This is a genomic window from uncultured Winogradskyella sp. (assembly GCF_947498005.1).
In the GTDB taxonomy this organism is placed as follows: domain Bacteria; phylum Bacteroidota; class Bacteroidia; order Flavobacteriales; family Flavobacteriaceae; genus Winogradskyella.
This window is the reverse complement of sequence record NZ_CANMIW010000009.1, coordinates 67,642-92,800: the sequence shown is the minus strand read 5'-3', so window position 1 is coordinate 92,800 and position 25,159 is coordinate 67,642. Positions and strand designations below refer to the sequence as shown.

27 protein-coding genes and 1 other RNA gene are annotated in these 25,159 nt (G+C 31.7%); 21 read left to right on the top strand and 7 right to left on the bottom strand.

Annotation, left to right across the window (positions count from 1 at the left end):
• Positions 1-126 precede the first annotated feature (126 nt).
• The gene (gene typA, locus Q0891_RS15220) at positions 127-1,926 is read right to left on the bottom strand and encodes a translational GTPase TypA (RefSeq protein ID WP_299103001.1); all 1,800 of its coding nucleotides are present in this window, start codon (positions 1,924-1,926) and stop codon (positions 127-129) included.
• Positions 1,927-2,137: 211 nt separating this feature from the next.
• Here typA and Q0891_RS15215 point away from each other — a divergent pair, with 211 nt between their 5' ends.
• From Q0891_RS15215 to Q0891_RS15200, 4 genes are all read left to right on the top strand, one after another.
• A complete protein-coding gene (locus Q0891_RS15215; protein WP_299102999.1) occupies positions 2,138-2,497 on the top strand; it encodes a hypothetical protein in 360 nt (119 codons plus the stop codon).
• Positions 2,498-2,746: 249 nt separating this feature from the next.
• Positions 2,747-3,220: a hypothetical protein gene (locus Q0891_RS15210; protein WP_299102997.1), complete on the top strand. Its 474-nt coding sequence runs from the start codon at positions 2,747-2,749 to the stop codon at positions 3,218-3,220.
• An 88-nt stretch (positions 3,221-3,308) separates the two neighbouring features.
• Positions 3,309-4,127: a 3-deoxy-8-phosphooctulonate synthase gene (gene kdsA, locus Q0891_RS15205; protein WP_299102995.1), complete on the top strand. Its 819-nt coding sequence runs from the start codon at positions 3,309-3,311 to the stop codon at positions 4,125-4,127.
• Positions 4,128-4,133: 6 nt separating this feature from the next.
• Positions 4,134-4,358 (top strand): hypothetical protein, encoded by a 225-nt coding sequence (locus tag Q0891_RS15200; RefSeq protein ID WP_299102993.1) that lies wholly within the window; start codon positions 4,134-4,136, stop codon positions 4,356-4,358.
• 5 nt (positions 4,359-4,363) lie between these two features.
• Here Q0891_RS15200 and Q0891_RS15195 read toward each other — a convergent pair whose 3' ends face one another.
• Complete coding sequence (locus Q0891_RS15195) at positions 4,364-4,738, bottom strand: DUF1801 domain-containing protein (RefSeq protein ID WP_299102991.1); 375 nt, start codon at positions 4,736-4,738, stop codon at positions 4,364-4,366.
• Positions 4,739-4,749: 11 nt separating this feature from the next.
• Positions 4,750-5,103: a hypothetical protein gene (locus tag Q0891_RS15190; RefSeq protein ID WP_299102989.1), complete on the bottom strand. Its 354-nt coding sequence runs from the start codon at positions 5,101-5,103 to the stop codon at positions 4,750-4,752.
• 107 nt (positions 5,104-5,210) lie between these two features.
• Here Q0891_RS15190 and Q0891_RS15185 point away from each other — a divergent pair, with 107 nt between their 5' ends.
• The 11 genes from Q0891_RS15185 to Q0891_RS15135 all read left to right on the top strand — a co-directional run bounded on the left by Q0891_RS15185 (position 5,211) and on the right by Q0891_RS15135 (position 12,048).
• On the top strand, positions 5,211-5,822 hold the full coding sequence (locus tag Q0891_RS15185) for a hypothetical protein (protein ID WP_299102987.1): 612 nt from the start codon (positions 5,211-5,213) through the stop codon (positions 5,820-5,822).
• Positions 5,823-5,834: 12 nt separating this feature from the next.
• Positions 5,835-6,209 carry a hypothetical protein gene (locus tag Q0891_RS15180; protein ID WP_299102985.1) on the top strand — a complete coding sequence of 125 codons (375 nt, stop codon included), beginning with the start codon at positions 5,835-5,837 and terminating at the stop codon, positions 6,207-6,209.
• A 29-nt stretch (positions 6,210-6,238) separates the two neighbouring features.
• Positions 6,239-6,532: a transcriptional regulator gene (locus Q0891_RS15175; protein ID WP_299102983.1), complete on the top strand. Its 294-nt coding sequence runs from the start codon at positions 6,239-6,241 to the stop codon at positions 6,530-6,532.
• Between the two features lie 15 nt (positions 6,533-6,547).
• Positions 6,548-7,312: an oxygenase MpaB family protein gene (locus tag Q0891_RS15170; RefSeq protein ID WP_299102981.1), complete on the top strand. Its 765-nt coding sequence runs from the start codon at positions 6,548-6,550 to the stop codon at positions 7,310-7,312.
• 92 nt (positions 7,313-7,404) lie between these two features.
• Positions 7,405-8,799 carry a DUF4173 domain-containing protein gene (locus Q0891_RS15165; protein ID WP_299102979.1) on the top strand — a complete coding sequence of 465 codons (1,395 nt, stop codon included), beginning with the start codon at positions 7,405-7,407 and terminating at the stop codon, positions 8,797-8,799.
• A gap of 1 nt (position 8,800) precedes the next feature.
• On the top strand, positions 8,801-9,133 hold the full coding sequence (locus Q0891_RS15160) for a hypothetical protein (RefSeq protein ID WP_299102977.1): 333 nt from the start codon (positions 8,801-8,803) through the stop codon (positions 9,131-9,133).
• Positions 9,130-9,648: a Coq4 family protein gene (locus tag Q0891_RS15155; RefSeq protein ID WP_299102975.1), complete on the top strand. Its 519-nt coding sequence runs from the start codon at positions 9,130-9,132 to the stop codon at positions 9,646-9,648. The genes Q0891_RS15160 and Q0891_RS15155 overlap by 4 nt, the downstream gene beginning before the upstream one ends.
• Positions 9,645-10,259 (top strand): ElyC/SanA/YdcF family protein, encoded by a 615-nt coding sequence (locus Q0891_RS15150; RefSeq protein WP_299102972.1) that lies wholly within the window; start codon positions 9,645-9,647, stop codon positions 10,257-10,259. Before Q0891_RS15155 ends, Q0891_RS15150 begins: the two co-directional genes overlap by 4 nt.
• A gap of 15 nt (positions 10,260-10,274) precedes the next feature.
• Positions 10,275-10,673: a DUF2809 domain-containing protein gene (locus Q0891_RS15145; RefSeq protein WP_299102970.1), complete on the top strand. Its 399-nt coding sequence runs from the start codon at positions 10,275-10,277 to the stop codon at positions 10,671-10,673.
• A complete protein-coding gene (locus tag Q0891_RS15140; protein ID WP_299102968.1) occupies positions 10,670-11,335 on the top strand; it encodes a DUF1361 domain-containing protein in 666 nt (221 codons plus the stop codon). Before Q0891_RS15145 ends, Q0891_RS15140 begins: the two co-directional genes overlap by 4 nt.
• Before the next feature lie 11 nt (positions 11,336-11,346).
• The gene (locus Q0891_RS15135) at positions 11,347-12,048 is read left to right on the top strand and encodes a hypothetical protein (protein WP_299102966.1); all 702 of its coding nucleotides are present in this window, start codon (positions 11,347-11,349) and stop codon (positions 12,046-12,048) included.
• A 5-nt stretch (positions 12,049-12,053) separates the two neighbouring features.
• Here the strand turns inward: Q0891_RS15135 and Q0891_RS15130 are convergent, their stop codons facing one another.
• The 3 genes from Q0891_RS15130 to Q0891_RS15120 form a co-directional block, all read right to left on the bottom strand.
• Positions 12,054-12,851, bottom strand: coding sequence for an SDR family oxidoreductase (locus Q0891_RS15130; RefSeq protein ID WP_299102964.1), 798 nt, complete (start codon positions 12,849-12,851; stop codon positions 12,054-12,056).
• Positions 12,841-14,043: an NAD(P)-dependent oxidoreductase gene (locus tag Q0891_RS15125; RefSeq protein WP_299102961.1), complete on the bottom strand. Its 1,203-nt coding sequence runs from the start codon at positions 14,041-14,043 to the stop codon at positions 12,841-12,843. Before Q0891_RS15125 ends, Q0891_RS15130 begins: the two co-directional genes overlap by 11 nt.
• A gap of 164 nt (positions 14,044-14,207) precedes the next feature.
• Complete coding sequence (locus tag Q0891_RS15120; RefSeq protein WP_299102959.1) at positions 14,208-18,467, bottom strand: LamG-like jellyroll fold domain-containing protein; 4,260 nt, start codon at positions 18,465-18,467, stop codon at positions 14,208-14,210.
• Positions 18,468-18,948: 481 nt separating this feature from the next.
• Between Q0891_RS15120 and ssrA the strand changes: the two genes are divergently transcribed.
• Positions 18,949-19,345: a transfer-messenger RNA gene (gene ssrA, locus Q0891_RS15115) on the top strand.
• 65 nt (positions 19,346-19,410) lie between these two features.
• Here the strand turns inward: ssrA and Q0891_RS15110 are convergent.
• Positions 19,411-19,869 (bottom strand): pyridoxamine 5'-phosphate oxidase family protein, encoded by a 459-nt coding sequence (locus Q0891_RS15110; RefSeq protein WP_299102957.1) that lies wholly within the window; start codon positions 19,867-19,869, stop codon positions 19,411-19,413.
• A gap of 156 nt (positions 19,870-20,025) precedes the next feature.
• On the opposite strand from Q0891_RS15110, the gene Q0891_RS15105 reads away from it, so the two are divergent.
• From Q0891_RS15105 to Q0891_RS15085, 5 genes are all read left to right on the top strand, one after another.
• Positions 20,026-21,528, top strand: a complete 1,503-nt coding sequence (locus Q0891_RS15105) for a PAS domain-containing sensor histidine kinase (RefSeq protein WP_299103093.1) — start codon at positions 20,026-20,028, stop codon at positions 21,526-21,528.
• On the top strand, positions 21,528-22,580 hold the full coding sequence (locus Q0891_RS15100; RefSeq protein WP_299102955.1) for a response regulator: 1,053 nt from the start codon (positions 21,528-21,530) through the stop codon (positions 22,578-22,580). The genes Q0891_RS15105 and Q0891_RS15100 overlap by 1 nt, the downstream gene beginning before the upstream one ends.
• An 86-nt stretch (positions 22,581-22,666) precedes the next feature.
• Positions 22,667-23,515 (top strand): universal stress protein, encoded by an 849-nt coding sequence (locus Q0891_RS15095; RefSeq protein WP_299102953.1) that lies wholly within the window; start codon positions 22,667-22,669, stop codon positions 23,513-23,515.
• A gap of 24 nt (positions 23,516-23,539) precedes the next feature.
• Complete coding sequence (locus Q0891_RS15090) at positions 23,540-23,926, top strand: hypothetical protein (RefSeq protein WP_299102952.1); 387 nt, start codon at positions 23,540-23,542, stop codon at positions 23,924-23,926.
• Between the two features lie 334 nt (positions 23,927-24,260).
• Complete coding sequence (locus tag Q0891_RS15085) at positions 24,261-25,109, top strand: universal stress protein (RefSeq protein WP_299102950.1); 849 nt, start codon at positions 24,261-24,263, stop codon at positions 25,107-25,109.
• The last annotated feature ends 50 nt before the right edge of the window (positions 25,110-25,159 follow it).

Below are 25,159 nucleotides of genomic sequence, written 5' to 3'. Positions count from 1 at the left end.
TTCTATTAAGTCCAAATGAATTCAAATTGATTGAGAAATAAGTTGAATTATCCTTCTATTTACTGCAAAAAAAAGAGAAACACTTTTCAGTATTTCTCTTTTCCTCAATTTATAATCAAATATGTTCTACATATTTTTATTACGCTTACGATCTACTTCTTTTAAATAGATTTTACGTAACCTTAAGTGGTTTGGTGTTACTTCAACATACTCATCTTTCTGAATATATTCTAAAGCTTCCTCTAAAGAAAATTTAATAGCTGGTACAATCTTCGCTTTATCATCTGCACCAGAAGAACGTACGTTACTTAACTTTTTAGTTTTAGTTACGTTAACCGTCATATCATCACCACGAGAATTTTCTCCAATAACCTGACCTTCGTAAATATCTTCACCTGGATCAACGAAAAACTTACCTCTATCTTGTAATTTATCAATAGAGTAAGGAATTGCTTGTCCGTTTTCCATAGATACTAAAGATCCATTTTGACGTTCTGGAATTCCACCTTTAAGTGGCTTATAATCTACAAAACGGTGTGCCATAATTGCTTCACCAGCTGTAGCTGTTAATAACTGATTACGCAAACCAATAATACCACGAGATGGTACTAAGAATTCACAAACCATACGGTCGCCTTTAGCTTCCATACTTGTCATTTCTCCTTTACGCATTGTTACCATTTCAATAGCTTTACCAGATACATTTTCTGGTAAATCAATTGTCATTTCTTCAAACGGCTCACATTTAACACCATCAATTTCTTTAATGATTACTTGTGGTTGACCAATTTGAAGTTCGTAACCTTCACGACGCATCGTTTCAATTAATACAGATAGGTGTAGTACACCACGACCAAAAACCATGAATTTATCTGCACTATCTGTTTCTTCAACACGTAAAGCTAAGTTCTTTTCTAGCTCTTTAGTTAATCTATCTTTTATATGACGAGATGTTACAAACTTTCCGTCTTTACCAAAGAAAGGCGAATCGTTAATTGTAAACAACATACTCATTGTAGGCTCATCGATAGCAATCGTCTTTAAACCTTCTGGGTTTTCAATATCAGCAACTGTATCACCAATTTCAAATCCTTCTAATCCAACGATAGCACAAATATCTCCTGTTTGTACTTCTTCAACTTTTTTACGACCTACGCCTTCAAAAGTGTGAAGTTCTTTAATCTTACTTTTTACTATAGAACCATCTCTTTTTACTAATGAGATTTGTTGGTTCACTTTTAAGCTTCCTCTTGTTAAACGACCAATAGCAATTCGTCCTGTAAACGAAGAGAAGTCTAATGATGTAATTAACATTTGAGTTGTTCCTTCTTCAATTTTTGGCTCAGGAATATGCTCAATAACCATATCTAATAATGGCTCAACATTTTCAGTTTCTACTTGCCAATCTTCACTCATCCAGTTGTTCTTTGCAGAACCATATACGGTAGGAAAATCTAATTGCCACTCTTCTGCACCAAGCTCAAACATTAAGTCAAACACTTTTTCGTGTACTTCGTCTGGCGTACAGTTTTCTTTATCTACTTTGTTTACAACAACACAGGGTTTTAAACCTAAATCAATGGCTTTTTGTAATACAAAACGGGTTTGTGGCATTGGTCCTTCAAAAGCATCTACCAATAACAAAACACCATCAGCCATATTTAATACACGCTCTACCTCACCTCCAAAATCGGCGTGACCTGGTGTATCAATTACATTGATTTTAGTATCTTTATAAATAACAGAAACGTTTTTAGAAGTAATTGTAATTCCTCTTTCACGTTCTAGATCATTATTATCTAGAATTAAGTCTCCTGTGTTTTCGTTTTCACGAAATAATTGACAGTGATACATAATCTTATCTACCAATGTTGTCTTTCCGTGATCGACGTGTGCAATAATTGCAATATTTTTAATCTTAGCCATAACTTATGCTGATTTTAAGCGTGCAAAGGTACATCTTATTCTAGTCATTACGTTAATAAATTGTTATAATTTCATTTTCTAATAATCCGATGTCGTATCTTACGTTAAATAATTGATTAACAGCAAATAGCCTATCGCTTAGTTTATAATCCTCATTCTAACAACATGAAGGCTTAAATGTTGAATAATTATAACCCTTAATAATTAACGCATGCAAAGCATTAACAAATTCACCAAATTTGTCCCATACCTCTATTTCATTGCCATAATCATATATTGGTTTACAACAATAAATAAACTAGAAGGTATTTCTGCCTATCCTATTTTACTCTTTGGTATTCCTTTTGTTTGGCAACTTATAAAACCAAGTAGACAACTGAATTTCTCTTTAGGAATTGTATTTGTTTGTTTATCATCTTACTTATTCTTTGCCTATGTTTTTAATCTATTGCACATATTAAATTGGACAGAAACCATTGAAAAATTACTGTTTCTTGGTGGTATTCTTGTAATTGGAAATTTTGTGATGTCACTTTGGATGATTAGAAATAGTATGAATAAGGTTTTTTGAGAATTGGTTATTCACTTATGGAAAAAATAAATTCAACTTTGAAACTTTGAAACTTTGTAACTTTGTAACTTTGTAACTTTGTAACTTAGTAACTTTGTAACTAAATTTCATAAAAAGGATAACATCACAGCCGTCAAAATTGTATATTTCTAGGCTAACACAATTAATCCTAAAACTGTGACGATAATTCTGAATTTAAATTTAACAAAACTAAAATCTATTATTTGCTTACCACTTTTTATAATTTTGATGGGTTGCCCATCTGAAGAAGAATGTACCCAAATAATCGAAATTCCTCAAATATATTTTGTGGGTAGTCAGAGCTATACTCATATAATAACGCAAAAAGTGTCCTGTGATTTTGAAGTACCAGAAGTGCCTGAAATTATCGAAGCGCCAGTCTTAGAGAATTTTTCTTATCAAATATTAAGTTTTAATTATGTACCAGATACAGGTAATAACACCACATTAGTTCAATATGAGATTCAGCTTAATAATCATAATAATTTTGATGTTTCTGGCTTTCCTATATTAACTATATACAATGGAGATTTTGAATACTCCGGAAACCTCTCTGCAGATGCTGATGAACCTTGTAATGAGATTTCAGCGAATTCTAGTTGCATTCTTTCAATGAATAGAGAATACGAAATAGAACTTGGGATTCTTCCACCAGATACATACCAAATCGTTAATGTAGAATACCTTGCAATTAGCGAATAGTCTTTAACGAAAATGTTGTATCCTTTTAAGGTTTAAAAGTTATAGTTAAATAGTATATTTGCATTCTAATTATTGCCTTTAAATTGATATGGATTTAAAACTTATACCTAAATTAAAACATACAGATTCTAACAATTTCTTTTTACTATGTGGACCATGCGCTATAGAAGGCGAAGACATGGCTTTACGCATCGCAGAAAAGGTAATTAACATTACTAATAAACTTGAAATTCCTTTTATTTTCAAAGGCAGTTTTAAAAAAGCCAATAGAAGTAGAATTGATAGTTTTACGGGAATTGGAAACGAAAAAGCTTTAAAAATACTTAGAAAGGTTTCTGAAACTTTTGATGTTCCGACGGTTACAGATATACACGAAGCTTCTGATGCTGCAATGGCTGCAGAATATGTAGATGTATTGCAAATTCCTGCATTTTTGGTTAGGCAAACAGATTTAGTAGTTGCTGCAGCAAATACAGGAAAAGTGGTCAATTTGAAAAAAGGACAATTTATGAGTCCGGAAGCCATGAAGCATGCTGTACAAAAAGTAAAAGACGCTGGTAATGAAAAAGCTTGGATTACAGATAGAGGTACCATGTTTGGTTACCAAGACATGATCGTAGATTTTAGAGGTATACCTACTATGCGTGAATTTGCTCCTACTGTTTTAGATGTTACACATTCGCTACAACAACCTAATCAAAGTATTGGCGTGACTGGTGGACGACCAGATATGATTGAAACCATTGCTAGAGCAGGCATTGTAAATAATGTAGATGGTCTATTTATTGAAACCCACTTTGATCCTGCAAATGCAAAAAGTGATGGAGCTAACATGCTACACTTAGATAATTTAGAAGGACTTCTTTCTAACTTAGTGGCTATTAGAAAAACAATAAACAGACTATAATTAACATTGGCAGATATTTTATATCACATTTTAGGATGGATTATATTAAGAATAAAATATCCTAAGAAAAGTGAGCGTGATAAAATACTTCAAGACGTTTATGATGGCTCTTACGTAACAGCTGGAGTGGAATGGCCATTAAAAATAGTTGCTGCTAGTTTGTTAATTTTGCTATTAGTTTTTGTAGGTGCCATATTTTTCCGACTATTATTTTTTCCTGCCGAAATGTAATCACACTATAAATCATCTTTCTTATAAAAACCTTTCTGTTTTATACCTTCAACTTCTTTTAAAATTGAAATAAATATAGAATCATCTATATCGTCTTGTGTTTTATAACGAAGTGATTTCACAACTTTTCGTTTTTCCGTGACCAAATAAGAATCCCATTTTTTAGATAAGTGTGCAGAATGCCAAAACCCAACGTCTACATAGTCTTTACTTTGATTTATATAACAGATTGGTCGTTTATCAATATAATAACAAGGCAATCGCCATTTGTATAATAAGTTTGCTTCTGGAAACGTATGCTCTATTAATACTTGCAAATGCAAATAAATAGACCTGTAAGGTTCTGGTTGTTTTAAAATGTGCGCTTCAGCAGGATTCAAATTAATTTCGATTAAAAAATTCGTAAAATTCCTATCACAAGTAATGCAATACCAATTACCGCTTTAAAGGGCATAAGCGTTGCAGATAATTTTCTTAAACTTGTTTCTAACGAGGGCACTTTACTAAACACATGTGTTAATAGAAGAATTCCTCCTAAAATGCTTACAATGCTAAAAAGTAAACTTCCCCTAAAAGTGAGTATAGATAAAATAATAAGCGCACCACCTATTACGGTTTGAAATGGTACTAATTTGCCTGCTATGTTATTAAAAAAATTGCTTTCACCATCCCATTTATCTAGTGTTGCAAGACCAAGTAAAATACCACCAGAGATGTTTGCTATTGTTAAGAGTAATCCGATCATTTCGTGTTTTTTGTTATTAGTTAGATTATAAATTTAGCTAAAACTGCAAAATAAATTTGCTCAAACCGAATTATTTATTTTACTTTGTATTTCAAAGTACTTTAAATATGAGCGATAAAGATTATCTAAAAGACATTAGTGAGATTAAAAATCTTATGAATAAATCGTCGCGATTTATTTCTTTAAGTGGTTTATCTGGCGTACTCGCTGGCATTTATGCCCTTATTGGTGCAGCTGTTGCCTATTGGTTAGTAATGACGGAAAGTGGTGGCACTTTGTATATATTTCATGGTTGGGTATTTTGGGCTTGCATGGCTGTTTTAATGATGATAGCCATTTTGAGTGCAGTTACTGGTATAATTCTTACCACAAGAAAAGCTAAAAAAACTGGTGACAAAATGTGGGACAGCTCCTCTAAGCGTCTATTATTAAATTTTTTAATTCCGCTAACCGTTGGTGGTATTTATTGTTTAATTATTTTAACTCAAGGTAGATATGGACAAACTGGTGGTTTAATGCTCATTTTTTATGGTTTAGCATTAGTTAGTGCTTCAAAATATAGCATAGGCGACATTCAATATTTAGGTTATATTCAGATTATATTAGGCTTAATAGCGAGTTATTATCCTGGTTATGGATTTTGGCTTTGGGCAATTGGCTTTGGTGTAATGCATATTATTTATGGCACTTGGATGCATTTTAAATATGATGTCAACTAAAATCGGACACACATGAAATCAATTAAAACACTTTCTGTTTCTGTGGTGCTATTAATACTTTGTACATCTTGTCATTTTAATAAAGGAAAATTTGTTATTACTAATGCGAGTGATTTTAAAATTGATTCATTAAGTATTAATCCAAACGCTAATCACGAAACGATAAGTCTAGACAAAGGAAATAGTATTGCATATAGCATCTCAATGACCGAAGCAAAAACAGATGGTAGTTATTTCATTGCCTTTAAAAACACTGAAAACAATACCATTATCTCTAAATCATTTGGCTATTATACCAATGGTTATCAGATTGAAGATGAAATAAAAATTACCGTTTTAAATGATACTATTTTAATTGAAAGTAAATTTGATAAACCGTACAATTAAGAATTATTCCTGAAGTTACAGGAAACACTATGAGTATAATTACTAACATAAATAAACTTTTTGACCACAGAATACGACTAGGCATTATGTCTGTACTTATGGTTAATGAGCATGCCGATTTTAAAATGCTGAAGGAATTGTTAGGCGCCACAGATGGTAACTTAGCGAGCCACACCAAAGCATTAGAAAAAGCAGACTATATTTTGGTTGAAAAACAATTTATTGGAAGAAAACCAAACACAAGATATAGTGCTACTAAACTTGGCAAATTAGAATTTAAAAAACACATTGAAGCGCTTGAAAAATTGATTAACAAGACCTAATTCTTAGAAATTTAGATGGAAAACTTTGTACATAAAAACTCAATAGTCAGAGAAATCTGGGGAACTAGCGACACCATTCTTTTGGTCTTTGCTGGTGCATCTGCTGAGTTTGCCACTAACAAAGCAGTCGATTGGCTCTACTTTACTGGCAAATTACCATCTGACCCTTTGGGGCGATTATTTTCTACGGTTAATTATGCCAAAGCCATTGTTTTTTCTGAGAAAGATGATGCTATTAAAGCGATAAATCATATTACGGCAATTCACACTTCAGTTGAAAATAAACGAGGTACAAAGATTCCAGAATGGGCTTATAAAGATGTTTTATATATGCTGATTGATTACTCGATTCGTTCTTATGAAATTTTAGAAAGAGAACTTCAACTTGAAGAAAAACAAGAAGTTTTAAACGTTTTTGGCAATGTTGGTTCTAGAATGGGAATTAAAAACCTACCACTAACCTATTCCGATTTTAAAATTGAAAGACAAAATCATTTAAACGAAAATTTAAAAAACGGAAACTATACTAAAGACTTATACCAACAATACCGAAAACATTTAGGCCTTTTTAGGTATCGTTTATTATTAGAATCACAAATATTACTATTACCTAATGTTGTTAGAGTTTTACTAAGATTGAGAAAAGTATCCGTATTGAAACCATTAATTTCAGTTTATAAAATTTTTAGAAGTCTTAAACTCGATTGGATTTTAAAGGACATCATTTTACCAACAGCCTATAAACAAGATATAAAACGATTAAATATTACAACCACATAAATTAACGAAACCCAATATTTCGACTACAATTAGTATGTCGCTTTTTTTTAATCATTTACTTTGAAATACAAAGTACTTTAAAATAATTAAACATGAAAAAATTAGCACTCTTTATCGCAGCCTTATTATTTAGCACCTTCTTCTATGACCAATCCATAGGACTTAACCTTTTTCTATTTAGTATTCTTACCGTTGTAATTCTGTTTATTAATAATCAATCGCATTTTAAAAACAGAAAAACCCAAATCTATTCGGTTGCGTATCTTATTACAGGTTTAACTATATTTTTTCATAGTTCTACACTTTCTATTATTGCCAATGTGGTTTCATTCTTTACTTTAATTGGCCATCTTTCTGAAACTAAATCGTCCATTTATATCAATTGGCTTAATGGATTGTATACCACTATTGCCGGTTTCTTTCATAGAAATTTTGCCATATCTGAAACCAAATCAAACGACGATGATAACGCAGAAAAAGAACCGATAGACTATTTACATTGGGCAAAAATCATACTGATTCCTGCTGTAATTCTTATCACATTTATTGGATTATATAAAGAAGGAAATCCTGTTTTTAGTAACATTATTGACAAGATAGATTTTAGTTTCGTCAACATTCAATGGTTGTTAGTTGCTGGTTTGGGTTACTATTTATTCAATAATATCTATGCACCCATTGAAGTAGAACCAGCTACCGAATTAGATTTAAATACAGAAAACAATCTACATAAAACCAACGCGTTTTCTGTTCCTAAACTTAAGCAAGAAAATCAGCTTGGTGTTATTCTTATTTCATTATTAAACGCTCTTATAGTGCTCTATCTCATCACTGATATTGCATTTATTACTTCAGATTTCGAAATAAAAGCCTCGCTTTTTTCAGCACAAGTGCATAGTGGCATTAATGCATTAATTGCATCCATTTTTATTGCCATTATGATTCTATTGTACGTTTTTAGAGGAAACCTCAACTTCTATCAACAAAACCAAACTCTAAAACGTTTAGCCTACACTTGGATTATCCTCAATATTCTTCTTGTATTCAGTATCACATTTAAAAACAGTCAGTACATCTACTACTTTGGATTAACCTACAAAAGAATTGGCGTTTTAGTGTATCTAATTCTTGCTACTATAGGTCTTGTAACCACACTACTAAAAATAAGTGCTATAAAAAACAATTGGTATTTGTTTAGAGTTAATACGCAAGCTGCCTTTATTATTCTCATAGTTTCTAGCACTATAAATTGGGATTATCACATTACGGATTACAATTTTAATCACGCCAAATCTATGGACTTTAAATATGTATTAAACCTCTCTAACAACAATACGTTTATACTAAATGAACAATTAAATTCTCAATCGTTAGACCAAGATTCAATAGAACAGATAAAATCTAAATACTACAACTATGTCTATCAATTAAGAAACAATAATTGGCAAGAATTACAATACGACAATATTAAACTCAATTCTAAGTGATATGGCAGGATTAATAATAGTTGCCATTTTATTTGGCGGTGGATTTACGTTTGTTATACTTAGAATAAGTATCTCTAGTATGTTTTGGTTTTCAAAAAAACCGAATGATAAACAGTATGTTTTTAAAAATCAATTTCCGTATTACATCATAGTTTTAACCACAATATTGACCGCAATACTTATCAGTTCAGGTTTCGCCTATTTTGCTATGTACTACGTTTTAGGTGTTTACTGTCTTGCGCTTTTGATATGGAATTTTAAGTTGAAACATTGTAAAAAAACATACAACAACACAACACATTTAACAGAACAGCATCAACCCAAATTACCATGAACAACCTATTCCAAATATTTAAAGAAAAACGAAAGCAACTCATCATTTGGTTATTTGAACATTCGCAACGTATCTATACTTCAATGTTTAAAAGCCATAAGCCTTGGAAGGTCTCAAAAGCCGATTTACTTAACTATCCGATGTCTTCGTTTGGAAGACATTTAGGCGATTTTTTAGATGAAAATAATTTTGAACTCATCCCAAAAGTAGAGCGACACGACTGCTACCACGTACTGTGTGGCTACAGTACCAAAGTAGAAGATGAAATTGCACTTCAATGCCTCTGCTATGGCAACGGAAAACGCAGTCCGTATTTGTATGGTGCCATAATTTTGGGTATTGCTATTCTTCCTGATTATTATAAATATTACTACACATCTTTTAAAACAGGAAAGACAGCAAATGCATTTCATCATTACGATTATCAGAAATTATTAAAGGTTTCAATTTCAGATTTTAGAGATGCCATTTTCTCAAAAAGCGAACTATTCAATCTTAATCTAAGTACAGCATGAAAAAATTAAAACTATTAATTCTAGCAGGTATTATTATGACTATTGGTGTTTTAACCACCTTTCATTGGGTTGGTTACAAAGCTAAAGGACTTAGTTATGATGATGTAGACAGCATTCCAAAAAACAAAGTCGGACTCGTACTTGGTGCTAGTCGTTTGGCGCCTAGTGGTAACATAAATCTGTTTTATAAACACAGAGTTGATGCAGCCGTTGCACTCTACAAAGCAGGAAAAATTGAATACATATTAGTCAGTGGAGACAATAGCCTTAAAGACTATGATGAGCCAACAGATTTTAAAAACGATTTAATTGAAAAAGGAATTCCGGCTGAGCGCATATTTTTAGATTATGCAGGTTTTAGAACGCTAGATTCGATAGTGAGAGCCAAAGAAATATTTGGCCAAGATTCGCTTACCATTATTTCTCAAAAATTTCATAACGAACGTGCTATTTATATCGCACAACATTTTGATGTTAATGCTATCGCTTATAACGCAAAGGATGTTTTTAAACGACCAGCGAGAGAATATTTAGCGCGTGCAAAAGCGAGTTTAGATTTATTATTTAATGTAGAACCAAAATTTTTAGGCGATAAAATAGCCATTAAATAAAACACACATCACATCATGAAAATTCAATTTAACAAATACTATTTAGGCCTAGCCCACTTTCTTTTTCTGGTAGAATTGGCTATTGCCTTCACACTAAAAACAGGATTTATTCGTCATACGTTTGGCGATTATCTCGTGGTTATTTTATTATATGCAATTATTAGAGGATGCACTAACATGAGTGTTTGGGCCTCTAGTTTAGTCGTCCTCATAATTGCTTTTGGTATTGAATTCCTCCAACTCACACCCTTCTTAGCCTACTTTAATTTACAAGATAGTTATACTGCAAAACTCATTTTTGGCAGTACATTTCAATTTACAGATTTGGTAGCTTATACCTTAGGAATTGTAACTGTTTTAATCGTTGAGAAATCAATTACAAGATATAATTCACTTCAAAATATTACCTTATGAATCTGATAAAAAACGTTATTCAATCGCAATTTAAAACCTTATCATTAATTAGTGTTGCCTTATTATTTAGTGGTATCTCTTTATTGGTAAGAATAAAATTGAACAAGTCTTTTTTCTACTTATTTTTAATTTGGAATGTCTTCTTAGCTTTTGTTCCTTATGCTATAACCATGTATCTCAGCACCAAAAAAAATATAAGTAAAGTTACGCTTGGATTTGGCTTTTTAGTTTGGTTAGCCTTCTTACCAAATGCGCCATATATTATTACCGACTTAATACATTTAAGAACTGCCAACAATACTTTTTTATGGTTAGATATCTTAGTGGTTTTATCTTTTGCTTTAAGTGGCTTGTTTTTATTTTACTTATCGCTAATTGATATGCAAAATCTTATGTCGTCTAAATTTGAAAAACTTCCAGTAAAAACAATTACAACTATTATTTTATTTTTATGTGGATTTGGTGTTTACCTAGGTCGTTTTTTAAGATACAATTCTTGGGAAATTATAAGTGGTCCGCAAATACTGTTTATAGATATCATAAATATAATTATTGCACCTTTTCAACATTATGAAGCTTGGCTCTTTACTATAGGATTTGGACTATTCTTAGTGGTAGGCTTTTGGATGTTTAAGAATTTAAATACCTTAGAAAACAATTAAAAAACGAAAACATGAAATCAATAATTTTAATCGTCATACTGGCTATAACTCTGTCTAATTGCGATGAACGACGAACGAATAGAATCAATCATGATGCCACTATAGAAACTGAAGTAAAAAAAGATAGTTCTAAGATTGAAATTGCAGATTTACCTATCTTAATCGATAGTACAGACTATTTAATTCACCCTATAGGACATATTACAGAATACAAGTCGAGATTTTCTAGTTATTCTGGTAAACGAGGATATAACTCATTTTCTGTCTCAAATTATAATGATTTTTCTATTAGAGGCGAATTCAGCAATTTAAAATTCCAGCACTTAAATTCTAAAAAACTAACACCTTTAACTGATGAAATAGTTGAAATTACTTCGGTAAGATTTCTTAAAGATATTAAAGAACAAACCGGACTTCAGTATTTAATTTATACAATTAGAGACACAGATACTAATAAAGATTCTAAAATAAACACCGAAGATGTTGAAGCACTCTATATCAGTACTATTGATGGCAAAAATTTAAAAAAACTAACACCAGATTTGGCTAAAATTGCGTATTGGAAAGTTATACCAGAATTAAATAGATTATATTTTAAAAGTATTTCGGACACTAATAAAAACGGAGGATTTGATAAACACGACCGCGTTAATTATCAGTATATCAATTTAAAAGATGGAAACCTAAGTGTAATAGATTATCAACCGTTATAAAAAAATTAAGAGGCTCTATTCTTATCTTGAATTTTTCGAACAATTTTCGTTGTTCTGTTACGTGTTAGTATTCTAGGCAACACAGATAAAAATTTATTGATAGTACCAGGAATTGCAACAACTTTACCTTTTTGCATAGCATTATAACCATACAAAGCGACTTCTTTTGGACAAGCCATATTAAAAGCTATTTTATTCTCTGCTGCGTCCTCAGACACTACACTCTGAAAGGATGTTTTCGTAGGGCCAGGACACAAAGCCGTTACAGTAACACCTGTTCCTTTTAATTCATTAGATATTGCTTCTGAAAATGATAATATGTAACCTTTAGAGGCATAATATAATGCCATTAATGGACCAGGCTGAAATGCTGCTAATGAAGATAGATTGAGGATTTTACCAGAACCACGTTTTACCATATCTGGTAAAATAAGTTTTAAAAGATGTGTTGTAGTTATGATGTGAAGATTCAACATTTGTGATTCACGTTCCCAATCTGTATCGCAGAATGTTCCAAACAATCCAAAACCTGCATTATTAATGACGACATCTATTTCTATATTTTTTACAGCATTGTAAATTTCAGTTGCCGCATTTGGTAAGCTTAAATCCTTAAGGATCAGAGTTGTTTTTGTCGCATTATAAGTATCGAGTATTTTATTCTTTGCATCATTTAGTCGATCCTCATCAATATCTATTAATATTAATGTATAAGCATCTTTAGCTAGTAACAATGCTAACTCAAACCCTAAACCCGAAGCCGCTCCTGTAACTAGAGCTATTTTTGTTTTTTTACTCTTCATTAATATAATCCTGCAAGTAATTAAAACGCTCAGTTAATTTACCATTTTCGGTAATCTTAGCACGTTTTAAAACTTCGTCTACATCATTATTATAGAAGGCAGGTATCACATATTTTAAAAACGTTTCCCCAAAACCTTCACTCGCATCCTTTGGCAATTCGCATGGTAAATTATCCACTGCCATTACTGTAATAGCATTATCAGCGTTAAAAGCAACTTCTTTTTCCGTCATTGCATCATAACCATAAAATGGGTCTGCAATAGTCGAAGGTCTAATAGTACTTGCCACAGGACCATCGATATCACAAGATACGTCTGCTACGAGATTAATTCTAAAATCAGGATGTTTAGCATCTTCTCTTGTAAATAAATAAGGTGCATTATTACCATAAAAATGACCTGCAATAAAGTAATCTGTTTCTTTTGCGTATGGCATAAAGTTGCTTACGTAACCTGTTGGGTCTTTATAAAATTTTGACCTCTCACCTACTATACCATCTTTTCGTTTAGCATATTCCATAACATCTGCCATAACATAAACCGGTTCTGTAAATTGACTTGTTAAATACAACGCATCACTAATTTGCTTAATGCCTAAATGATCCAAAATTTCTTTTGCACCATGGGCTACTTTACCTGTTCCTGTTAATAATATTTTAATATTTGGGATGGTAATTTTATCTAATTCTGCTTTTACTTCATCTAAATCAGCTAAAGTTTCAACTTTAGGCAAAGTGAATAAATTATCCCTTAATCCTAATACTCTAAAACCATTATAAGCACCAACTAAACCTGCATAACGACCAAACCCTATAAGTCTGGCATTATTTTTTTTAACGATAGTTTCATGGTCGTACATTTCTATATTTTTTTCTAACATGGCAATTAAAAGCTTTCTGTTATAAGGCTGCTTTTTTATGGTATGAGAGAAATAAAAGTATTTTTTATTTGGGATTAATTTTTCAATTGGCACTTCCTTAACACCAATCATAACATCTGCATGGGATACATCTTCTAAAACTTCGAAACCTAATTTTGCATAAGCCTCATCTGGAAAAATTCTAATATCAGAAGATTCTACAATAAAGGTAGCTTCAGGAAATTGAGTTCTTGCTTCTGCTAAATGTTGTGGCGAAAAAACGACACGTCTATCTGGTGGGTTTTTACGTTCTTTTATAATGGCGAATGTCATGTAAATAGAATTATTAATCCCTAAAAGGTGGGACAATTATAGTTTTTACGAAAATAGTGTGATTTAAATTATTTGTCAATTTAAACCGCGATTATTTACAAGACACTTTAAAATATCTCAACACCAATATTGTTCAACTAAAAAATAAAATATATTGAACTTATCTAGTCATTATGAATTATAATCTTATATAATTTCTGCTGTGATTTACTTCTAATCTTAACCATATACACACCTGTTGTGAATAAAGACAGATTGATTCGATTTTCGAGTTTATCAGAGTCGAGCGGCATTGTTAATACTTTTCGACCTTGTAAATCGTAAATATCAACTTCGGTATTATTTGCTAATTTTCCTTCTATAATGAGAGAACTAAAGTCCTTTATAAAATACACCTTTAATTCATCTAATTCTATTTCTGCTAGTGACAAAGATTCTTCAGTTGTGCGTAAAAAGAATCTACCTGTTCCAAAAATATTCGTTGTAGGCACTATACTATATGCTCCATTATTCAGTAAAGTTGACGTATTCAAAAGGGCATCATCTAGATAAACTTTAACTGAATCTGGTAACGTAGTTTCTGCAATACTAAAATGAATTTGCTCACCCTGATTAGCATTGACGCCTAAAGGAATTGAAATCTCTGCAAGATCTGACATGTTTAGCGACTGTAATGCTATAGTCTTTCCTACATTATCTTCTACCAAATGCGAATAAATTTTAAATCCTGTATTTGCTGTTCCCCAAAGTTCTGCATCAAAACCTTTATCTAAGCCTTGGGATGCATAATTGTTGAAATAAAATTCAGTACTAAATGTACTTGTGCTAGAACTTAAAGCTAACTTAAGGTAAATTAATTCTGTATTCCGCCCTAAAATAAAATCATCATTTGTCCCTGTGGTTTGCATATCTTTAGTAAATTCTAAATTGTAGGCTGTAACATGATTAGCATCTGCAGCAACGTAAAATCCTTGACCTGGCGCTATTAAAGTCGAAGAATTTGTATTCGCTAAGTTATAAATAGTCCATTTATTTTCTGTAGAAGCATTGTAACCATAAATCGCTGCGGATGCATTAGCAAATAAATCTATGTTTGAAACGCCCAAATCGACCTCGTGATTTAAAAAAGAATGCACATTAATATAAGAAGGATATGGATTACCTACAAGGTTCCATTTTGTAAAATATGGTCCACTATCTAAAATATTTATATTAACAGCATTAGGAATAGTCCCAGTAAAAATCAACGCTTCACCAGAATCTGTTGCCACTCTATATCCTTTACCACTGATTAAATCTACTATAGTATTTTCGTTGTAATTTTCATAATCACCAGTCGTTTTATCAAAAGGTGCAAACGCATAGACCGTTGGTAATTCTCCATTATCTAATAACGTTGTGGCATTTTCAGGACTTAAAAAACTAGACCATGTTTGACTAGAAAGTGGTGGTGAGATTAAATCATTACCCAAGATATTAGAATTGACATATCTATGATAGCTTGTGTTACCTGCGACAGATATTGAACCCTTAACTACCAATCCAGAATAACTATCGGATTGAGAGTACATCGTTAAATCGTCAGTAATATTTAGAGTTGTTGTATTAGGGACAACCATATTTGCACCACTATTCAAATTTAGTTTTGCAATTTCGACCACTCCTGAAACTATAGGAATATTAGATGTAATTGGAATAGTTACCACACTACACTTTGATGGAACAACATTTGGTGTCCAATTATTTGGTTCATTCCAGTCAGATGATAAAGAACCATTCCACAGAGACACTTCACTTTCAGTGGTTGAACGGCTTACTACAATAGTATAATCTGTTGGCTCTCCACAAGCATTCTCTACACTAACAATAATATTGTTTTCACCAATATTAAGGTTTACATTACCTGTACCTATAACTGTAGCGTTTTCATCATTTGTAATTGCACTTACTAGTGTATTGTTGGTGTTAGAACAAACATTTGATGTGTAGCTATAAATATTGGAATCAAAAGCTGGACTTAATATTAAATTATCACCAGATAAGAATGACAATGAAGTGTCATTACCTGTGACTGTGATAATTTGCGTGCAGCTCTCGGAATTGCCGTGCGTATCTTCAGCGGTCCAAGTTATAGTGGTATCTCCAGGCGGATAAATTCCTGATGCATCTGAAGTGCCTGTAATATCGTTTGTTAATACTACAGATGTAATAGGTGCTGTAGAGGTTACCCAATCTGTGTTTACATCCATACTGGTTAAAACACCATTATTTCCATTGCTAGATTTATCGGTTAAAATAGAACTTAGCGGATCTTCTTCAAAGTTATAATAAGCAACCAAACCTGGCTCTGTTCCTTTTAAAAGTTTGTTATAACCATTGTTTATTTCTGTTGACTTCAATGCGGTGTTCCAGATGCTTAATTCATCTATTTGTCCATTAAAAAACTCATATGCTCCGACATTCACATCTTCTCCAATTGCATAATCTAATGAACTTGCAGGAATCGAAGTAAATACGGTTGTTGAGGAATTTATTTCAACACCATTGACATACAATTTAATGACGCCATTATTATAAGTACCAGCTACATGATTCCATGTGTTTAAACTTAAGACATTAGAACTAAAAACACCACCTCCACCAGTACCTGTAAACACCAACCTTAAACCTCTACCATTTGCTAAATATGGAGGATTAGAACCATCATAGGTATCAAAGACAATCTCACCCGCAACACTTGCAGATCCAGAATATCTAGTAAAAATTCTAGTATAGCGATTTGCTCTTGGATAAATCCATGCTTGAACAGAAAATTCTGTTGTAAAATTTAAAGACGAACTAGTAGGAATGATGACCCTATCATTATTACCATCAAAATCTAAAGCTGTATTTGATGCACTACAGTTTTCATTTAGTGTTGGTGAAATTATTATCATTTCATCGTCGCATGTTGACGCATTTAAATTTATTGTTTGATTAGCGCAACTGACAATAGGCGCTGTAACATCTTGTAAAATAATATTTTGAGTTTGACTTTCAGTATTCCCATTGCCATCATCATAAGTCCACGTTACAACTGTTGTTCCTTGTGTTGTAATTGGGAATGCAACATCTGCGGTTGCGGAAATTGCTCCACTATTTGCTGTAGGTGTTGCTGGTGTTGCTTCGCATTCTGCCGTAATGTCAGATAAGTTAGCTACATCTGTAATAATTGCATCGTATTCATAAAAGTATGCAGCTCCTGCATTATTGCTATTACTTCGTGAAGCAACAATTAGATTACCACCATTTATAGCGACACTGCTACCAAATCGGTCATTAGCTAAACCATCAGATGCCGTTAATTTGGCTTGTTCTGTCCAAATAGCACCTGAACGTGTAAATAGATATGCAGAACCTGACTCATTGCCTAAATCGTCATTTAATGTGGCTCCTATGAGAACAGTTTTACCATCTATAGCTACACTTCTTCCAAAAAAATCAGAAGCTGCTGCATCAGAAGCTGTTAATTCAGCTTGCATTGTCCAATTGGTGCCTGAACGCATAAAAATGAATGCAGAACCTGTATTACTAATTGCACTATCATTTCCAAAAGCTCCGACAATGGCATAATCTCCATCAATACCCACACTATCTCCAAAAAGATCATTAGAATCAGCAGATGCCGATAATTTGGCTTGTTCTGTCCAAATAGCACCTGAACGCATAAACACGTAAGCTGAACCTGAGTTACTACCTCCATCATCATCATGAGAAGCGCCAACAATAACATAATTATCATCTACAGATACACTATAGCCAAACCAATCATCAGCATAAGCATCAGAAGCTGTTAATTTAGTTTGCTCTGTCCAATTACTCCCTGAACGCATAAAGATATATGCAGAACCTGAAGCTGAGCCATCATCATCATTGCCGAAAGCACCAACAATAGCATAATCTCCATCTATTGATACACTATTTCCAAATTGATCAAAGGAAGTAGCATCAGAAGCTATTAATTTAGCCTGTTCTGTCCAACTGCTTCCTGAACGTATAAACACATAAGTCGAGCCTGAAAAACTACCATTATCATCGTTTACGGGAGCACCAACAATGGCATAATCACCATTTATGGAGACACTATAGCCAAATCGGTCATCGGCAGCTGCATCAGATGCAATTAATTTAGTTTGTTCTATCCAATTGGCTCCTGAACGCACAAAAATATAGGCAGAGCCAGTATCAGTACCAAAATCGGTATTATCATAAGCGGCACCAACAATGGCATAATTACCATCTATAGAGACACTATAGCCAAATTGGTCACTAAAAGTAGCATCAGAAGCTGTGGCTTTGATAATTTCATTCCAGTTTTGGGCATTAAGCGTTAGATAGGTTGTAGATATGATTAGGGCAAGTGAAAGTAGCACTTGTTTTTTCATGATAATTGGTTAGGAATGGTATAAGTATGACATACAATATTATAACATCTTTACATACAAAACAATACGCATTTAATAGGCATATTTGATGCAAGTAAAACTAAGTCTGATTTTTATAATTTGAAATACTCAATTTGAGTATAGTTTAAGTCTTTACATTTTATAAACCTTAAATCTATTTTTACCAAAACCAGTCACTATAAGAGTTAAAATTATTTTTTTAATCTTTAGGATTTTTATGATTCTGCCATTATTTCTTAAAATACGTTTAAAACCAATTTGGTATGGCATTTGCATTGGTATTTTTAGTAATTTTGCAGCCCTTGAAATTTTAATAAGGTTTCTTGGTGTAGCGCGTTAGGGATAGAAGCGGCATCCTTTTACTTTTTTAAGCAAAAGATTTAGCAGACAGCACGACCTGATAAGGTAACGCAAAAAATAATATATCATTTATGAGATTTCTGCTTTCGCAGAAAATTTTGGGGTCGACTGGTTTTGACAGCGAGATTAATTAAATGGTAAGCACGTGGTGTAATGGCATTGAAACACCTAAAAGGCTAGACCAAATTTTAAACGGCGAGAATAACTACGCTTTAGCTGCATAATCTGAATTATAGTAAGATTTCGTGCTCATTTCTACTAGGTAGAAAGGCTAAATGTCTCCAGAAAGCCTTGGTTAGTGGCGTTCTTTTTTGAGGCATCGTAAAAATTGACTAAGATTGGGTAGCGCTTTGATGCCCTTTCGAGATTAAGAAGCTAAGTTGTAAGTGGGTTGTCTTTAACCAGCTCGCAATCGAAAATCTAAGAAAAGAATAAACGTGTAGAAAGCCCTTTGGTTACTTGTTTGGACGAGAGTTCGATTCTCTCCGACTCCACAACCTAAAACCTCAACTATTTAATTTATAATTAGTTGAGGTTTTTAATTTTATAATTATTCTATTTATTACTGATGCATTCGCATTCTACCTGTAATATCATCTACCTTAATTTGAAATACAATGGGTAATTTATCTACTTCTATTTTACTTGAAAATTCACTTATAAAATCTAATTTTCTAAACTCTTTATTTATTATTAAATCTTTTACACCCAACGAAAATTGATGGAGTTTGGCTTTAGCGGCACTACCCGTAAGTTCTTGGTAGATACCATGAGCTAATACCGATTTCCAATCATTTATAGAGTCTATATCTGTTACACTTAAGGAAACATATGTATTTTTTCGCATGGCATTAATTTTATGCCCTTCTGCAGAGTAACCTATTATTACACTGTTTTCCATATCATAAAAATAAGTAATGGGCACAACAAAAGGTTTATCTCTGTAGATATAAGATAGATTACCTACGTAATTTAGCATTAGTAACGCGATGGACTCTTTTTCATTTAGTGCTCTAAACATGGCCTTAATATTTAATAATTAGTCTAATTTAATCATAACCAATTATTTAAATAATGATATAAATCAGTTTATTGCATAAAAAAGGGTTAGCCATTAATCTATAATTTTTTAAAAGATTAACTACCTTTAACTTCTTTTAAATATCAACAATCAGATATATTTCAACATAACCAAAATACTTTTAATACACTAGCTGAAGCACTTGCTGAAGGTGTGATACTGGTTGACAAAAATCAAATCATCATTAAAACAAATACATCAACTGATGTTATTTTTGGTTATGAAGATGGTGAACTTGAAGGCCAAAAATTAGAGATCTTAATTCCTAAAAATTATCATGGCTCTCACGATGGCCATTTTAATGGATATGTTAAAAATACGAGTAAAAGACAAATGGCTATTGGTCGCGATTTATACGGTCTTAAAAAAGAAGGTATTACATTTCCGGTAGAAGTAGGACTAAATCCTTTAACCATTGATAACAAGCAATACATACTCGCTTTAGTTAAGGATATTACTGAAAGAAAAAAAGCAGAGCAAGAGCTTACACATTGGGCTAATATATTTAATGAGTCATTAAATGAAATTTACATTTTTGATTGTGAAAGTTATAATTTCATTAACGTAAATCGAGGTGCCTTAAACAATATCGGTTACAATTTAAAGGAATTAAAGCAACTTACACCTATAGATATTAAGCCAGAATTTACGAAAGAAAAATTTACTAAAAGAGTAAACCCTTTAATAGAAGAAGTTGAAGAAAAATTAATTTTTGAAACCATTCATAAACGTAAAGATGGTACAACGTATCCTGTAGAAATACATTTACAATTATCTATACTTGGTAACAAGAAAGTATTCGTAGCCGTAATTTTAGATATTACTGAACGAAAAAATTATACTGAAAAGCTAGAAAGTACTGTAGAAAAAAGAACCATAGAATTAAAAAATGCACTTGCTAAAGAACAAGAACTAAACGAATTGAAAACTAAATTTTTATCATTAGTATCTCACGAGTTTAAAACACCTTTGAGTGGCATTTTAACCTCAACAATGCTCTTAGAAAAATATACATTAACAGAGCAACAAGGCAAACGAAACAAGCATATTAAAACTATTTCTGATAAAGTACACTACTTAAACAATATTTTAAATGACTTTTTATCTGTTGAACGCTTAGAGCAAGGAAGAATTAAATATTCTCCCAGCACATTTAAAGTAAGTAAGGTTATTAATGAAGTTATTTATAATGCCAATATGCTTCTTAAAGAAGGGCAGCAAATTAATTACCCTGAAAATATTGATACTTATCTACTTCACCAAGATGAAAAAATTATAGAATTAGCACTTTCTAATATAGTACATAACGCTATAAAATACTCTTCTGAGAATACAATAATAGACATTAAGATTTCGCAAGATGACGTAAAAACCATTTTTAAAGTTGAGGACAACGGCATTGGAATCACTGAAAAAGATCAAAAAAATATTTTTAATCGTTACTTTAGGGCTGAAAATGCATTATTAACTCAAGGCACAGGTATTGGTTTAAATATTGTAAAAGATCATTTAGAAAATTTAAAAGGAAAAATATATTTTGAAAGTGAACCAGAAAAAGGGACCATTTTTACAATAGAATTACCAAATAAAGCAGAATAATGAAACACATATTGTTAATAGAAGACGACGTAATTTTAAGAGAAAACACCGCAGAGCTGCTAGAATTATCTGGCTATAACGTTGACACTGCTCCTAATGGAAAAATCGGTGTAGAAAAAGCCAAAGAAGTTTTACCAGATATTATAGTTTGTGATATAATGATGCCAGAATTAGATGGATATGGTGTTTTACAAGCCATCTCAAAAAACCAAGCTACAAAGTACATACCCTTTATATTTTTATCTGCAAAAACAGAACGACAAGATGTACGAAAAGGTATGGATTTAGGAGCTGATGATTACATTACTAAACCTTTTGGTGAAGATGAATTAACTAGCGCTATTGAAAGTAGAATTGCAAAAGCAGCTATTTTAAAAGAAGAACGTGAGCGCAGTGCCAATATTGAAACTCATAACGAAGATGAGATTAAAACTTTAAATGCTTTAAAAAACTATTTTGACGATAACGGCAACACATTTACTTATCCTAAAAACACGGTAATATATAGAGAACAAGATCACGCTAACTATATTTACCTCATTAATAAAGGCACAGTAAAATGTCATCAAATTGATGAACAAGGTAAGGAATTAGTGACCACTATTTATAAAGAAGATGATTTATTTGGTTACACAACATTCACTGATAACAAGCCACATAAAGAAACTGCAACATCCATACATGATGTGGAATTAACAGGTATCTCAGCTAAGCAATTTAATGATATACTTAATGACAATCCTAAAATAGCAATTGAACTTATTCAGCTCTTATCTGACAACATTTCTAACATGAAAAATCAATTGTTAGAAATGGCGTATAGTTCAGTGTCAAAAAAAACTGCAAATACTATTTTAAAGTTCGCTGAAAAAATAAATCGTAAACCAGAGGATCCTATAAAAATTTCTAGAAGTGATCTAGCAAGTGTAGCTGGTATCGCTACAGAAACATTAATAAGAACACTAACTAGCTTTAAGCGCGAGGGTATAATTAAAATTGAAGGCAGAAATATTAAAATTTTAGATATAGAAGAATTAAAAAGAATTGGCTAAATTTAATCTATTAGCCTAAAAATGATATATATCATTTTCAGTGTAGCATCTTACTTTTAGCTTTGTAAAAGTAAAGTTAATGCTGAATGAAAAATATACTACTCCCAACAGATTTTTCTGAAAACTCATGGAATGCTATTAAATACGCTATCCGTTTTTTTGAAAAAACAGAATGCAATTTTTATTTGTTGCATGTAGACAGATTAGATAGTCTAGCATTTACTGATGCTTCATTACTGCTTAATGAAACCATAATTGATAAAGTTTACACTTCATCATCTAAACAGAAGTTGCGAAGTCTGTTGCATAGAACAACAAAATTAACCTCTAACCAAAACAAATATAAATTCTTTACACTTACTGATCATGGTTCATTTATTGAATCAATTAGAAAAACTGTAAATGAAAAACACATTGACTGCATAGTGATGGGCACCAAAGGCGCTTCAGAATTAGATAGAATTATTTTAGGTACAAATACTGCAGATGTGATAACCAAGGTTAAATGTAATGTATTGGCCATACCTGAAAATGCAGAATATGTAACTCCAAAAGAAGTTGCTTTTCCTACTGATTTTTCTTTATCTCATAATCTTCAGGTTTTAAAACCCATGGCAGACATTGTAGAGCGATTTAAAACCAATTTAAGAATACTACATATTAGTGATAAAGAAGACGATCTTAATGCGGAGCAGATAGAAAATAAAGAACTCTTAGAAGACTATTTTACGCCTAACCCTTACTCCTTTCACTATTTAAAAAACAAAAAAGTAGAAGATGCCATAGAGTGTTTTGTAGAAAGCAGAGCAATAAATTTAATTTGTATGGTGGCAAAAAATCTAAATTATTTTCAACAAATACTCTTTCACTCTAAAGTAGAAAAGATCAGTTACCATGTAGATGTACCATTTTTGGTTTTACATGAAACAAGTTAATAGAATTACACAAAATTATGAGATATGGACTATTCACTATTTTTTGCAAAATTTTGGGGTTGGTATCTCCTAATATTCTTTTTTATATTAAGTGTTAACCCAAAACGAATTAAACAAGTTTTTAATGATCTATATGATCAAAAATTCTTAATCCTAACAGCATTTATTGCCATTGTAGTTGGTTTGTTAAATATTATATTTCATAATATTTGGGAACTTAGTTACAAATTAATAATTACTCTGATAGGCTGGACAGCACTTTTTATGGGTTTGGCTTTATTTTCTTTTCCAAAGCGTACCATTTCATTTTTAGCAGTAGCAAATATTAAATTAGTACAACTTATCTATACCATGCTCTTGTTATTAGGTATTTACTTACTCAATACTGCTTATAGTATAGTTTTATTCTAAAGATGACAAAAGTCATAGTTATATGGTATTTTAAGATGTAATATTATAGTACCATTTAACAATGGCTTGCTATTAATCTAAGAGAGACAGTTTTAAACAGCTTAACTTGAGGTTTTTTTGGTTAATTTTAAAGTATATAGATTTTTTTGGGTTGGTTCGTAGTTTAATTTTTTTTAGACTAAAATCTATAGTTTTAAAATTTTTTGTTCCTAAACTGTCTCTCTTTATTAATACAAGTTACTCCTAATTACAACTTCTACACCGCCTGACATTTATCATAGTTTTTAATATTTTTTGACATTATTTTTATAATCCATTCTAAAACCAGGTAATTATGTTATCCATTCTTCTACCTACCGATTTTTCTAAAAATTCTATCAATGCTATTAAGTATGCCTTAGAGTTTTTTAAGTATCAAAAAGTGCAATTCTATTTTATGCACGCTTATAGAAATGAATTTTATGATCATGATGAGTTAGTCTCACGTGCTGTTTTTGACGATGTATTACTAAAGGTAAAAACCGCTTCTGAAAATAACTTAAAGAAATTACTACAAGAATTTGAAGAATTAACACCTAATCCAAGATATACGTATCACAGCATTTCTGCAAACAACTCTCTTGTAGAAGAAGCTAATGAGATTGCAGAACATAAAAATATTGATTTGATAGTAATGGGAACGAAAGGAAAATCTAACGAGCGGCACATTATATTTGGAAGTCATACTTTTCAAGTTTTAAAATATGTAGACTGCCCAGTTTTAGCAATACCTTCAAACTACAAAAACACACAACCAAAAAACATTTTATTTCCTACAGATTTTCTTATACCGTATAAGCGAAGAGAATTAAAATTGTTATCAATTTTATCAAAATCGTACAGAAGCCTAATTGATATTATTTACATATCAACAAGCAATAAATTATCCATAAGACAACAAGACCATAAAGATTTCGTAAAAGACGCCTTAATAGTTAATAAAGTAAACTTTAAAATTATAAACAGTAAAAAGGTAGCTGACGCTATAAAATTATATATAGAAACCAATAATATTGATATGATTACCATGGTAAATACTCAGCATTCTTTTTTGGAAGATATGCTATTTCCATCTACCATAGACAAAGTAAGCTTTGGCTTGGACATTCCACTATTAGCTTTGCAAAACACAACACGTAATTAAAAGATAATATTCAAATCAACCAAAACAAATACTATGAGACTACTAATCAA

What these genes read in the sequence shown, in the direction of transcription:
- typA (WP_299103001.1), bottom strand. Translation starts at nt 1,926, where the DNA reads ATGGCTAAGATTAAAAATATTGCAATTATTGCACACGTCGATCACGGA.
- Q0891_RS15215 (WP_299102999.1), top strand. Translation starts at nt 2,138, where the DNA reads ATGCAAAGCATTAACAAATTCACCAAATTTGTCCCATACCTCTATTTC.
- Q0891_RS15210 (WP_299102997.1), top strand. Translation starts at nt 2,747, where the DNA reads ATGGGTTGCCCATCTGAAGAAGAATGTACCCAAATAATCGAAATTCCT.
- kdsA (WP_299102995.1), top strand. Translation starts at nt 3,309, where the DNA reads ATGGATTTAAAACTTATACCTAAATTAAAACATACAGATTCTAACAAT.
- Q0891_RS15190 (WP_299102989.1), bottom strand. Translation starts at nt 5,103, where the DNA reads ATGATCGGATTACTCTTAACAATAGCAAACATCTCTGGTGGTATTTTA.
- Q0891_RS15185 (WP_299102987.1), top strand. Translation starts at nt 5,211, where the DNA reads ATGAGCGATAAAGATTATCTAAAAGACATTAGTGAGATTAAAAATCTT.
- Q0891_RS15180 (WP_299102985.1), top strand. Translation starts at nt 5,835, where the DNA reads ATGAAATCAATTAAAACACTTTCTGTTTCTGTGGTGCTATTAATACTT.
- Q0891_RS15175 (WP_299102983.1), top strand. Translation starts at nt 6,239, where the DNA reads ATGAGTATAATTACTAACATAAATAAACTTTTTGACCACAGAATACGA.
- Q0891_RS15170 (WP_299102981.1), top strand. Translation starts at nt 6,548, where the DNA reads ATGGAAAACTTTGTACATAAAAACTCAATAGTCAGAGAAATCTGGGGA.
- Q0891_RS15165 (WP_299102979.1), top strand. Translation starts at nt 7,405, where the DNA reads ATGAAAAAATTAGCACTCTTTATCGCAGCCTTATTATTTAGCACCTTC.
- Q0891_RS15160 (WP_299102977.1), top strand. Translation starts at nt 8,801, where the DNA reads ATGGCAGGATTAATAATAGTTGCCATTTTATTTGGCGGTGGATTTACG.
- Q0891_RS15155 (WP_299102975.1), top strand. Translation starts at nt 9,130, where the DNA reads ATGAACAACCTATTCCAAATATTTAAAGAAAAACGAAAGCAACTCATC.
- Q0891_RS15150 (WP_299102972.1), top strand. Translation starts at nt 9,645, where the DNA reads ATGAAAAAATTAAAACTATTAATTCTAGCAGGTATTATTATGACTATT.
- Q0891_RS15145 (WP_299102970.1), top strand. Translation starts at nt 10,275, where the DNA reads ATGAAAATTCAATTTAACAAATACTATTTAGGCCTAGCCCACTTTCTT.
- Q0891_RS15140 (WP_299102968.1), top strand. Translation starts at nt 10,670, where the DNA reads ATGAATCTGATAAAAAACGTTATTCAATCGCAATTTAAAACCTTATCA.
- Q0891_RS15135 (WP_299102966.1), top strand. Translation starts at nt 11,347, where the DNA reads ATGAAATCAATAATTTTAATCGTCATACTGGCTATAACTCTGTCTAAT.
- Q0891_RS15130 (WP_299102964.1), bottom strand. Translation starts at nt 12,851, where the DNA reads ATGAAGAGTAAAAAAACAAAAATAGCTCTAGTTACAGGAGCGGCTTCG.
- Q0891_RS15125 (WP_299102961.1), bottom strand. Translation starts at nt 14,043, where the DNA reads ATGACATTCGCCATTATAAAAGAACGTAAAAACCCACCAGATAGACGT.
- Q0891_RS15120 (WP_299102959.1), bottom strand. Translation starts at nt 18,467, where the DNA reads ATGAAAAAACAAGTGCTACTTTCACTTGCCCTAATCATATCTACAACC.
- Q0891_RS15110 (WP_299102957.1), bottom strand. Translation starts at nt 19,869, where the DNA reads ATGTTTAGAGCACTAAATGAAAAAGAGTCCATCGCGTTACTAATGCTA.
- Q0891_RS15100 (WP_299102955.1), top strand. Translation starts at nt 21,528, where the DNA reads ATGAAACACATATTGTTAATAGAAGACGACGTAATTTTAAGAGAAAAC.
- Q0891_RS15095 (WP_299102953.1), top strand. Translation starts at nt 22,667, where the DNA reads ATGAAAAATATACTACTCCCAACAGATTTTTCTGAAAACTCATGGAAT.
- Q0891_RS15090 (WP_299102952.1), top strand. Translation starts at nt 23,540, where the DNA reads ATGGACTATTCACTATTTTTTGCAAAATTTTGGGGTTGGTATCTCCTA.
- Q0891_RS15085 (WP_299102950.1), top strand. Translation starts at nt 24,261, where the DNA reads ATGTTATCCATTCTTCTACCTACCGATTTTTCTAAAAATTCTATCAAT.